This is a genomic window from Sorangiineae bacterium MSr12523 (assembly GCA_037157775.1).
Classification (GTDB): Bacteria; Myxococcota_A; Polyangia; order Polyangiales; family Polyangiaceae; genus Pendulispora; species Pendulispora brunnea.
In genome coordinates this window covers 10,082,391-10,093,776 of record CP089982.1, presented here as the reverse complement: position 1 = coordinate 10,093,776, position 11,386 = coordinate 10,082,391, and the positions used below count along the sequence as shown (strand labels likewise).

Genomic DNA, 11,386 nt, shown 5'->3' with positions numbered 1-11,386 from the left:
GACGTCGCGAATGTGTAGGCCGTGCAGATCATGGGCCACGTTGGAATACGGCCGATTCTCGCGTCATCGTGTCCATGTTCACTCGCAGGCGGCGCGCAGATTCGCGGGGCCGTCATCCGCGTGTTACCCCGCATGGCATGAGAAACTTAGCGAAGCTTCATTCCTTTTTCTTCATCGCGGGGACCATCGCTCTCGCACACACTGGCCACGCCCACACGGACCCCTCTGCGCTCGACCCAACATGGGGAGGAACGGGAAAGGTCACGACGGACCTCGAGGGAACCAACCAAGACGACTATGCGACCGCCGTCCTGCCCCAACCGGATGGCCGCGTCGTCGTCGTTGGCTCCGTGATTCGGCCTCCCGTCGAAACGGTGGGCGGAGTGGTCCGTTACGACGAATCGGGCCAATTGGACACGAGCTTCGGCAATGGAGGTCGCATCGTGTTGCCGTAAACCGTGCTCCCGGACGGGACGCCGTGCGTGCGCAATGGTGCGACTGCCGCGACGCTACAAGCAGACGGAAAGGTCCTATTGGCGAGTGAATGTGGTGTGGAGGACCTCTATTGGCATCCGTACATGAATCTGTTTCGCGTCAACGCCGATGGTACGCTGGATACGAGTTTTGCCGGTACTGGCAATTTGAAGTTGGCAATGCGGCGATTGGGCGCCGGCAATGACTCGCTGAGATACTCGCCCTCGGCCGTTACCACGACGCCGGATGGGAAGATCGCCGTTCTCTTCAGCTATCAACCAACGCATTACAGTGACCCGTTCTCCTATGCCCTCGTGCGGCTTCAGCTGGATGGCACGCCCGATCCCACCCTTGGCGGCAATGGCATCGTGTTCTTCGGCCAAAACGAGTATTCGAAACTTGCCGTTCAGCAGGATGGCAAACTGATCGTTACCGGCACGCGTGACAAGGAAGCGGTCGTCGCTCGACTCAACGTCGATGGTAGCTTCGATACGTCCTTTGGTTCCAATGGGCAAATGCATTTCGATGCCCCGCAACTCGAGTATGGAACGAGTGGATCGTATACGCGCATCGCGGATATTGCGGTGCAGCCGGATGGCAAAGTCCTCGTGGCGGGGCACCTCTCTTCCGCCACGAGTCTTTATTCCTATGATGCGTTGGTGGCCCGGGTGACCGTGAATGGCAGGCTCGATGCCTCATTTGGCGAGAATGGCATCGTGGCCACGGACATCGCGGGCGGCACCGACGAAGCACGATCCATTGCACTTCAGAAGGACGGTCGGATCGTGGTGTCCGGTTCCGCGACGGTGCAAGAACCAGGTGACGCCGGTGCGCGTGTCAGGAAGACTGTCGTTCTTCGTTACCGTCGCAATGGTTCGCTCGATATGAGCTGGAACTGCAGCGGATATGCGCTTTACGATGCTGGCACTCACGCGGATTCGGCGATCGACCGGAGTGGCCGCATCCTTCTCGGTGGGTACACATCGTCGGCGCCGTGGGATCTCTTGACGGTACGTCTTCGAGGAACACGTGTTGCGCACGCGACCGAAATAACGGAATCGGCCGAATCCGAGGGCGATGCGCCGAATGTCGACGTCGCGCCAACCGCCGAAGCCGCCCAGGGCGGATGCGCGACCAGTGGTATGCCTTCCAACGCGAAGGACGCCCTCGTTCCCCTGCTGCTTGCCGCAGGCGCCATCATTGGGCATCGACGGCGCCGTCGGGGCATGAGCCCGTGCTGATCACGCCCGTTTGCGGCGTGAAATCAGGGAAAGAACCATTTCGCGATCGGCGCTCTTCAACTCGCCCGTCACGGCGAGAAGGACGACATACGCCACGGCGACGACGCCGGCTGCAACCGGCGTGAGAAGCAAGCCGAGTCGCGGAAGGAACAAACCTGCGGCATAGGCGAGGCCAATTCCCCCGAGCGCGCGCAGAAACGTGGCGACGGGGATGAACGCTCCCGAATAACGACGCACGGCGACCGCCATGGCCAAAAGGCCAACGGCCAAGGTCACGCTCGTCGAAAGGGCCGTCGCGCGGAGTTGTGGCTCGCCATACTCGGCGTGGGAGCTCGCCACCCAGACCGAACCCGTGAGAAAAAGTAGCAGCACGAGGCTCAGGGTCGCCGAAAGGCGCTCCTTGCCGAGGCTGGCCAGGACGGTGGTGCCGATACCGAACAAGGTGAAGGCACCCTGTCCAATCACGAGAATGCGCAACGTATCCGCACCGCGCTCGGACACCACGGTGCCGAAGGCCATGCCGAGCACGGATGCGGGAAGCGCCGCGATGACCGCGACGAACAACCCGCACGCGATGGCACTGATCCGCGCCCCGCGTTCGACGTATCGGCGGACGGCCTCGCGATCGTGTTCCGCATGGGCGCGTGCCACCATGGGGAAGAGAATCTGCGCGATGCTCAGCACGAGCTGGTAAGGCAAAAACGCGAAGAATTGGCAAAACCGATACACGGCGACCCACTCGTCCGAGCTGCTCGCGGCCGCGGCCCCCGTGAGGCCGCTGTCGAGCGCGCCCGACGAGAGAAAGCGTCCGAGCACGGCGATGTCCGCCTGCATCAAGCCATTGGCAAAGAGCTGCGCCAGGGCCAGTGGCAAAAGCTGCGCGAGGTACGTCGTGCCGCGTGGAACCTCCGGTGCGCCTTCCGCATCGGGTGTGCGCCCCGTGCCGCTCCAAAAGAGCGCCATGGGCACGATGAGCAGCGCGGCGATGACGAAGCCGAGCACCGCGCCCTCCACCCCCGCGCCGAAGTGCGAGCCGAAGAACCAGCCCACACCGATCATGCCCACCGTGCGCAGGGTCGCAAAAATCGTATCCAGCGCCGCCTGGCGCGTGAACATCGCCCGCCCGTTCAGCGAGCCCACGAGCGGCGCATACACGCCGTAAATCGCGACCACGCACGCGACGATGCGCAGCGGGCGCGCGATGTGTGGCGATTTCTGGAATGCCGCATAGGTGGGGCTGAGCAACGCGAAAAGCACGGCGAGCCCGATCGCGAGCGGCACATGCACGCGCAGCGTGGCCCGAAAGGCCTCGTCCTGGCGTTTGCCGCCGCCGGCCACGGCGCGGCTGACCCCTTGGGTGGAGCTCGAGACGATGACGTTGTTGATGATGTTGGCCGGTGCAAGCACCCGCGAAAGGGCGCCATAGCCGGCCATGCCGATCGCGTACTTCAGGGCCGTTTGCTGCACGAATCCCAGCAAAATGAAGTACGCCTTGGCGCCGAGCACGGCCAGTCCGCCCCGTCCGACCGCACGCGCGCCTTGCCCGGCCTGCGGCTCGTCCTGCTTGGACGCGGAAGGGGCCGGGTGTGATAGAGGACGAACCATGGTGAAGGTTCCTCTCACTTTCTCGGCTGTTCCGCTAGGGGCGCTCGCGTTTGCCGTGTCGGCATCCCTCGCGTTCGCTGGATCGGGTTGCAGCAAGAACGAAAAAACCGAAGAGCGCGGTTCCGCGCCCCCGCCCGTGGTGGAAACCGCCAAACCGGGAGCGTGTGCCTCGGGCGGCGGTACCGTGGACGATCCGGTGCAAGGCGAGTTCTTCGTCCGCACCGCGGGCAGTTACTGCCTCGAGCCCCAGGGCGACACCAAGACGTACGGCGACCGTGGCAAGCTCACGATGGATCAGGTCTGCACGACCGCCGTCGATGGCGAATGCGAGGTGTACAAATCGTACGGCCTGAAGCGCGCGGTCATCGTTCGCTACGTCGACGGCGGCGGTGGAGGCGGGAGCGTCGAGGTCGTCCTGACGACGTTCGCCGATCCCGGCGGCGCCTACGGCATGTTCACCAAGCGCGTGATCGCCGACGCCGATCCGGCCGACGCGCGCGCACCGAAGCCCATCACCGCGGGGGGCGCAGGGGCCCTGGGCAATGGCCGCGGCTACGTGTGGAAGGGGCCCTACCTGGCCGAACTCACGTACTTGAACGAGCAGGAGTCGCCCGAGCAGATCACCAAATCGAGCGCGCCGGTGCTGACGGCCATTGCGGAGGGCATCGGCGGCAAGCTTCCCGGCTCGGCGGAAAAGCCGGCGGCGGCGCACGCCCTGCCGACCGCGAACCTCGTCCCGAACGGCATTCAGTACTTCCCCAAGGAGATCTTGGGCATTGCGCGGCTCGGGGCCGGCGCCGTCGGTTACTACAAGGACGGCACCAAGCGCTACCGCATCGTCTCGCTCGTGCGCGATGACGCGGACGTGGCCAAGGACGCGATGAAGCTTCTGCGCCAGCGTCCGGGCACGCTCCCGGTTTCGGGGCTTGCCGACGAGGCGTTGCACCTGACCATCCAGGATGCGCCCGACCGCCCCAAGAGCGAATACGTCGTCGCGCGCAAGGGCACCATCATCTTCGGCGTGGGCGACGAGGATCTCGTGGCAAAACCCGCCGAGGCCGAGGTGCGTCTGAGCAAGGACGAAAAGGTCGCGCGCCTGCGCACCTGGATCCTCGCCGCCGCCGGCGCTCCTGCCGCCCCCGCAGCCGACGCCGGGAAACGCTAGCCGGCGCCGATCGCTTTCCGTTCGAAGCAGTGGTTCGGGACCCCGCGCTTTCGTCGCAGAAGAGCACTCTGCTTGATGAAGCGCGTGGTCACCGGATCGTGGTAGCCGCTGGCCATGGGCAGCGACTCGTCGGCCTCACGGTGGTAGCGCACCACGCGCTCCATCATGAAATCGCGCACCCATTTGCCCACGAGCGACGCCATGCCCACGAGCAAATGCGTCTCGTCGGCATCGCGCACGAAGGCGATACGGCCTACGCCGGGGAACTGGTACTCGCTGCGCGCGCGCCCTTCGCAGACCACCGCGTGCAGACGCCCGCCGAGCGGCCCGAAGTGATCGCTGTAGCGATCGTAGCCGCCGACCTTTCCACACGCGGCCACCACGTCTTCATTCACGGCCGCGCGCGCCGAGAGCACCAGCCGCTCCATGGCGTGAAGGTCCACCACGAAGCGCGACTCCCCACGTTCCACGGCGCGGTTGATCGCGGCGGTGCACACCAAGGCCACCTCCACGCGCACGATCTCGACGCCCTTTTTCGCAAGGCGCCCCAAATCTTTTCGCACCTTGGCGAGAATGCCATCGTCGGCGCCGAACGACTCCGTCTCGCGTCCCCAGCACTGACGCTCGTGGTCACTCGGGCAGTGGGCCCGCAACTCGGTTGCAGGCTCGAGCGAAAATGCGGCAAACAGCGCGTCGGGGTCCGCCGCATCGCGTCCACGACCCGTGGCCTCGGCCAGCGCGCGTGCCCACGCTTCACCGAGCGCGGAGTCGCCGTATGCCACGAGCCCCTTCGAATCGCCGAGCCTCTCGGAGAAGGCACGCCCCGGTCGCCCGAACGCCACTTTGGCGCCATTTCCCTCGCATTTCGCCGTCACGGCGGTGACGATGAGCGGGCCCAAGCGAGGACCAAGCCCGTTTTCATCGACTGCAACGAGGTAGCTCATGGCGGGCCGTTCCTGGGGCGCACCCTAGCAGTGCATCGGGCCGGTCGTGCTCCTGAATTTGGCACCCCAAGCGTCCACCCCACTAGCCCTTGACGAAAAATGCCCACGTGCTTACCGTCTCCCGCCCTCGAAATCGGGGGCATCGATTAGACTAGTCGAATTACCGAGCCCAAGACGTTGCGTAGCGAAGCGGAGCAACCGAAGTGAAAAAGAACGATCTGAAGAAGTTCAAAACGCTGCTCACGGAAAAGCGCGACGAGATCATCAAGAAGGCCAAGCAAACGTTGGAAGAGGACATGACCCTCGACGCCAACGACTTGCCCGACGAGATGGACCTCGCGTCGAGCGAGTACCTCCAATCCTTCACGTTCCGCCTGCGCGGCCGAGAAAAGGCGTTTCTGGACAAGATCAACAAGGCGCTCGCGAAGATTGAAGACGGTAGCTTCGGTGTCTGCGAAGAGTGCGGCGAAGAAATTTCCCTGAAGCGCCTCGAAGCCCGCCCGGAAACGAACCTTTGCATCCGCTGCAAGGAAGACCAAGAGCGCATGGAGAAGGACTACTCCTAGTCGCACACCGTTTTCTGCGATCTCCCGAAATCGTGCTCGCGCCATGACGGAACCCCCGTCGTGCGCACAAGACCGAGTCGAAGACACGAAACATCGGGAGATCGCATGAGAACTAGAATTTCTCCGTGGGGGCTTTTGGCGCTCGCGTTGGGAACTGCGTGCGGGAGCACGCAAAAGCCGGTTACTTTCGTCACGTCGGCGAACGTCGAAAGCGGGATCGACATCGTGAGTCGAACCCTGGCCGCCGAAGGACACTCGGCCACATCCATCGATCGGCAGACGGGCATCGTCCTCACCGAGTGGCAGGACACCGGCTTCGGGTACGGCTTCGTGAACCAGCAGCCTGCGAACATCGTGCGGCGCTACGTGGTGATCCTCGCCCCTTCTGGCAACGGCGCGAACGTCACCGTGCGTATCGACACGAAGCGCTGCGCGCAAGGCTGGTCGACCATGTCGGGCGTCGACCGGCAAGGGCCGTGGATCGTGAATTTGCCGGGCGCCTATTGCCAAGAGAGCCCGATGATTCCGGGAAGCTTCCAGGAAGACATCGACGCTTTGGCCGGAAAAATTCAGCAGGCACTGGCTGCGACCGCTCCAAAGACGATTTAAGTAGAGGGGATGGTCGAGTCCATCCCGATCGCCGAGACGCCTGCGGCGGGTCGCTTTTTCAAGTTCTTCAACGAACTTGGCCGCGTTTTCGTGGAGCGCGAGGGCCTGCTTCGCCAGATCGCGCTGGCGCTTCTCGCGCGCGAGCACGTCTTGATGACCGGCCCTCCGGGCACCGCGAAAAGCGCCATCGCGTCCGCGGTGCTCCGGAGGATCCTCGACGAAAGCACCGGGGCGCCCAGCGTCTTCGCCCGCCAATTCACCGAGAGCACCGTACAGACGGATCTCGTGGGGCCGGTGGACTTCAAGACGCTCATGCAAACGGGGCGCACGGAATACTTCACCGACGAGGGCATGCTCGGCGCCGTGCATGCCTTTCTCGACGAGGTGCTCGACGGGCGCGACATGCTCCTGCGCACCACGCTCAACGTGCTGCACGAGCGCGAGCTCAAACAGGGCACGTTTACCACCAAGGGCGCCATCGAGTGCGCGTTGATGACGACCAACCGCTACCTGGCGGAGGTCCTCGAAACGTCGCGTGAAACGCTGCTCGCGTTCATCGATCGCATCGCGTTCATCGCCTTCGTTCCAAAGAGCTTTGCCGACAGCGCCAATTTCACGCAGGTGTTGCGCACGCAGGTTGGAGGGGTAGGGCGTCCGCGTTTGGATTCGCTGCTCACCATCCAGGATTTGGACGTCCTGCAGGCCGCGGTCGACGCGGTGTTCGTTCCCGACGAGGTGTGCGATGCCATGGGCGCGCTCATCGAGGCGCTCGATCGCGAGCTTTCCAGCACCGCGCGGAGCGATCCCAGTTTTTTCCCGACGCGCTATTTGTCGACGCGCACCGCCGTGCGGCTCGGGCGCGTGTTGCGGGCGGCCACGGTGTTGCGACGCATCACGCGGGGCGGGGCGGAGGAGGCCACCTTCGAGGATCTGTCCATGCTTCGTTACAGCCTGCTCTTGTGCGGGCCCCCGCGCGAGGCGGTGGACAGCCTTCTCGCACGCGAGACCGATCCGCGTGAACGGCGCCAGCTTTCCATCATGAAGGTCGAAAGCAGCATCTTCGATGCGGTGCTGGCGCGTTTGCCCAAGCCCGTGCCGAAGCCGGCACCGCAGGCCGCCCTCTACTCGGTGGACGAGCTCGCGCGCACCGTGGAGGACGTGAAAAAAGAGGCAGAGCCGGCGAAGCTTCTGCGCACCGTCGAGAAGCTGGCCAAAGCGGCCGACGCAGGCGGACGCGATGCACCGCGGGCGGCCTCGCTCTTGGCCGACACCCTCGAGGCACTGGGGGGCCGCGCGCTCGAAAAGGGGCTCGCGGGCGGTGCGGGCGAGCTGCCCGTGGACAAGGTGGTGGACGACCTTTCGAATCTCGCGGGGCAGCTGGAGAAAGCTTCGGGCACGACCCGCCCGATTGCGCGATGGTTGCGTGGGCGGGCCATGTCGCTGCTCGAGGAACACGTGTCGCTCGGGTTCGCGAACATGGGGGCGTGGCTCGACGAGGGCCATGCGACCGTGCGCCCGCTCGAGAGCTCCGACGCGATGCTCGCGGCGCTGGAGAAGCTCGTGGCCGAGCACGCGAAGCTCCGCGCCGAAGGGGCGGAGACGCCGGAAAAAGCCGCGGATGCCCCGTTCGCGCGGGCGGCGGCGCGGCTGGAGGACCAGCTGGTCGTGCTCTGGGATGGCGAGCTTCAACGCGCCGTGCGTGCGGCGTTGCTGGGCAAGGAAGCCGATCGCCTCGATGCGGTGGTGGACGCGCTCGAGCCGCATTTGGAGCACGTGGATCGGACGGCGCAGCGCCTGGAGGCACTCGGGGCCACGCCGCTGGCCTTCAAATCGCGCGTGCTCGGGCCGCGCATCCGGCCGCTGCTCGAGGCGGCCTTCGAGGGTATCGACACGCGCGATCGGCTGCTGCTCATCGAGCGCACGTCCTCGGTGCTGGAGCGGCTCGAGGCGGTGGGTCTGGGGCGCGTGCTCACCCGCAGCGAGCTGCTCGCGCTGATGGCCAAAGTGCTTTTGCGCACCGAGCGGGCGCAGCACCCGGTTCGATCGCCGAGTGCCAAGGGTTACCGTGACCTGCGCAGCGCCGAGCAACGCGTCTCGCTGACGTACACCCTGCTGGTGACGGCCTTTCGCGTGTCGCACGACGCGGCCTCCTCCCCTGCGGAGTATGACGCCCGCATCGCGGACCTGCACGAGGTCTTGGAGCGCATTCCCGCGGAGCTGCGTGACGAGGTCGTGAGGGTGGATATCGAGCGCATCGGCCGCGCGGTGACCCTTCTCGAGCAATTTTGGGAAAGCCTGCGCGGGCCCATCGAGAGCGCGTGCACCTCGGGCGATGCGACGGCGCTGTTCGTGGCCCTCGACGATACGCGCAAGAGCCGGTTTTTCCACGTGGTATACGACGAGGGTGCCTTTGCGCGGTTCGCGCTCGAGGCGCGCCTCGTGGGCGAGGGTTTCCCAGCGGCGCGCGAGCGAACCACCGCGCTGCGCACGCGCATCGACGAGCTCGAGGCGCGTTCGAGCGGGCTTCTCGCGCGCTTGCGCAGCGGTCATGCCGACGCGGTGTGGAGCGATATCCTCGCGATGGGCCGTTCGTGACCGCGGATCTCGGCGCGCGCATCGAGCGGCTCGCGCTCGGGCCGGAGCACATCGAGAAGCAGCGCTTCGTCAAGGTGGCGCGGCCGCTCCTGGCGGCCTTTGGCTACCGCCCGAAGACGGAGACGGCGGCGTTGGAAAAGCTCGCTGCGTCGGAACCGTCACCCGAATCGCTCCAGGCCGCGTGGGCCGAGCTGGAAGAGAACGTGGAGCTCGTGGAGCGGGCCACCATCGTCGCGGGCCGGCCCCTCGTCGCCTATGCGGCGTGGCTGCGTCGCGTGTGGGAGCTCCTCGCGCGCGCTTCCCAGGAAGGCAAGGCGCCCGCGGCAGGTTCCGTGGGATTGCTCCCGCCGCTCGGCTTTGCGACGGAGGTGCCGGAGACCACGCGCGCCTTGGAGCTCGAGCTCGCGCTCGTCGATCACCTCCTCGACGGTGCGCGCACCGAGACGCGTCTTCTCGGGCGAAGGCGGCAGCAGCTTCTCGCCGCGCGGCAGGTCCTTCTCGACGTGGCCGCCGCCTTGCCCCTGGATGCCCGCGCGGTCACGGCACGAAGCGAATACGTCGCGCAGCAGATCGCGTGGCTCGATCGCCTTCAGGCGGCGGGACTCCAGCCCGACGTCGATGTGGTTCATCAAGCACGCCAGGCATCCCGCACGGGCGACGTGCGCCTTCTCTACGCCGCCCTGCGCGCGCTCGAGGAGGGCTCCGATGCCGAGCTCGGGCCCGCCGCTTCGCGCGCCCTTGGTGGTCTTCGCGGGTGCCACCCGCTCGAGATCCATGAATCGCTCGAGCGCTCGGCGAAGGAGAGCTTCGGCGCGATGGCGTTTTACGATGACGCCACGCGCGCATGCGCGCTGGCCGTCGATGGTGCCTTCGAGCTCGGCGCGCCGATGACGCCCGTGCGCATCGAGGAAGAGCGCCGGCGGGTGCGCGCGGTCCGTTTTCCCACGCCGGCCATGCAGCTGGTCCCCGCCCGCGGTCCCGAGGACCTCCGGGACGCGCTCATCTCCGATCCTCGGGCCTTGCTGCTCGATCTTGCGGCGGGTCGTCTCTTGAGCCGGCGCTTCATCCGCGAGGAGGTCGAGCGGCACTCGCGCGTGCTCATGACCAGCGAGGTCCGCGTTTACGTGCTCGACGGCTCCACCTCGATGCGGGGCAATCGCTCGCGCATGCGCGACGCCATCGTGCTCGCGGAGCTCGCGACCCTGCGAAAGCGCCTCGAGGATCCCGGCCACGTGCGCCCGATGCTCTACTTCCGCTACTTCACCGAGGAACTCGGGGACCTCATCCGGGCCTCCAACCCGACGGATGTCGACCAGGCCATCGCGAGCATCTGCGCCACCGAGCGCGAGGGCGGGACCGACATCGAGAAAGCATTGCTTTCGAGCTTCGCCACGATCGCGCAGGCCAAGGCGAACGATCCTGCGCTGGCACTCGCGCAGATCGTCCTCGTGACCGACGGCCGCGCACCCGTGGACGAGGCCAAGGTCACCCAGGTGCGCGAAAGCTTGGGCGAGCTACCCATCGGCGTGAGCGTCATCGCGCTCGGCGAGGAAAACGCCGTGCTGCGCGCCCTGGTTGCCCGTCAGCGCACACGCGGCGAGCGCGCGTTCTACCATTTCATGGACGACGCCCAGCTCGAGGGCATCTGCAGCGGCGCGCAGCTCGGCCCATCGTTGCATGCCGACGTCGCGAACGACTTTACGCCGCCGGAGCAGGAAATCGGCCTGCTCCTCGACGAACTGGAGCTCATCGCACGGCGCCGCGACCAAGGCGCACTCGACGATCTGGAGCTCGAGGCCGACGCTCGCCGCGAGGCCGGACTCGAGCCCGGCGACATCACCGAGGGAGAGCGCGCCCGTACCGAGGCCCTCTACCGAGACCGCCGCGCGCTCGAGCAGCGCTTCGCCCGATGGTTCCCCGAGCCGCCCGCGGCCCCGCGCACCGTCGCGGATGACGATGAAGAGGAAGCCGTGTACGTCGCCCTCGCCGCCATTGCCGAGGTTCTCGACGTGGTCGGCGGCACGGAATTGCACCGTCGCGCCGACGCCATCGCACTGATCGAGCGGTTGCTCCCCGAAGCGCGCCTCACCCCGGCCGTGTATGCGCGCGCCGTATCCTCGGGCTCCGCGCGCATCGCCACGGCGTTACGCGCGGTGCACCATGCCGTTGCAGGGCGCGCCGCGTAAC

General features: G+C 66.2%; 9 protein-coding genes. 7 read left to right on the top strand and 2 right to left on the bottom strand.

Features of this window, described 5'->3' with window-relative positions; genetic code table 11:
• Positions 1 to 137 precede the first annotated feature (137 nt).
• Both LZC95_39515 and LZC95_39510 read left to right on the top strand, forming a co-directional pair.
• On the top strand, positions 138 to 455 hold the full coding sequence (locus LZC95_39515; protein ID WXA92526.1) for a hypothetical protein: 318 nt from the start codon (positions 138 to 140) through the stop codon (positions 453 to 455).
• A gap of 96 nt (positions 456 to 551) precedes the next feature.
• Positions 552 to 1,715, top strand: a complete 1,164-nt coding sequence (locus LZC95_39510; GenBank protein ID WXB00258.1) for a hypothetical protein — start codon at positions 552 to 554, stop codon at positions 1,713 to 1,715.
• Here the strand turns inward: LZC95_39510 and LZC95_39505 are convergent, their stop codons facing one another.
• Positions 1,716 to 3,320, bottom strand: a complete 1,605-nt coding sequence (locus LZC95_39505; protein WXA92525.1) for an oligosaccharide flippase family protein — start codon at positions 3,318 to 3,320, stop codon at positions 1,716 to 1,718.
• On the opposite strand from LZC95_39505, the gene LZC95_39500 reads away from it, so the two are divergent.
• Positions 3,319 to 4,485 (top strand): hypothetical protein, encoded by a 1,167-nt coding sequence (locus tag LZC95_39500; protein ID WXA92524.1) that lies wholly within the window; start codon positions 3,319 to 3,321, stop codon positions 4,483 to 4,485. The two genes, LZC95_39505 and LZC95_39500, sit on opposite strands and share 2 nt — an antisense overlap.
• Here LZC95_39500 and LZC95_39495 read toward each other — a convergent pair.
• Positions 4,482 to 5,429 (bottom strand): hypothetical protein, encoded by a 948-nt coding sequence (locus LZC95_39495; GenBank protein WXA92523.1) that lies wholly within the window; start codon positions 5,427 to 5,429, stop codon positions 4,482 to 4,484. The two genes, LZC95_39500 and LZC95_39495, sit on opposite strands and share 4 nt — an antisense overlap.
• 203 nt (positions 5,430 to 5,632) lie before the next feature.
• On the opposite strand from LZC95_39495, the gene LZC95_39490 reads away from it, so the two are divergent.
• The 4 genes from LZC95_39490 to LZC95_39475 all read left to right on the top strand — a co-directional run bounded on the left by LZC95_39490 (position 5,633) and on the right by LZC95_39475 (position 11,385).
• Entirely contained in the window at positions 5,633 to 5,995 is a 363-nt protein-coding gene (locus LZC95_39490; protein WXA92522.1) for a TraR/DksA C4-type zinc finger protein, read from the top strand.
• Positions 5,996 to 6,100: 105 nt separating this feature from the next.
• Positions 6,101 to 6,604 carry a hypothetical protein gene (locus tag LZC95_39485; protein ID WXA92521.1) on the top strand — a complete coding sequence of 168 codons (504 nt, stop codon included), beginning with the start codon at positions 6,101 to 6,103 and terminating at the stop codon, positions 6,602 to 6,604.
• Between the two features lie 9 nt (positions 6,605 to 6,613).
• Positions 6,614 to 9,199: a MoxR family ATPase gene (locus LZC95_39480; GenBank protein ID WXA92520.1), complete on the top strand. Its 2,586-nt coding sequence runs from the start codon at positions 6,614 to 6,616 to the stop codon at positions 9,197 to 9,199.
• Positions 9,196 to 11,385 (top strand): VWA domain-containing protein, encoded by a 2,190-nt coding sequence (locus LZC95_39475; protein WXA92519.1) that lies wholly within the window; start codon positions 9,196 to 9,198, stop codon positions 11,383 to 11,385. Before LZC95_39480 ends, LZC95_39475 begins: the two co-directional genes overlap by 4 nt.
• Position 11,386 lies beyond the last annotated feature (1 nt).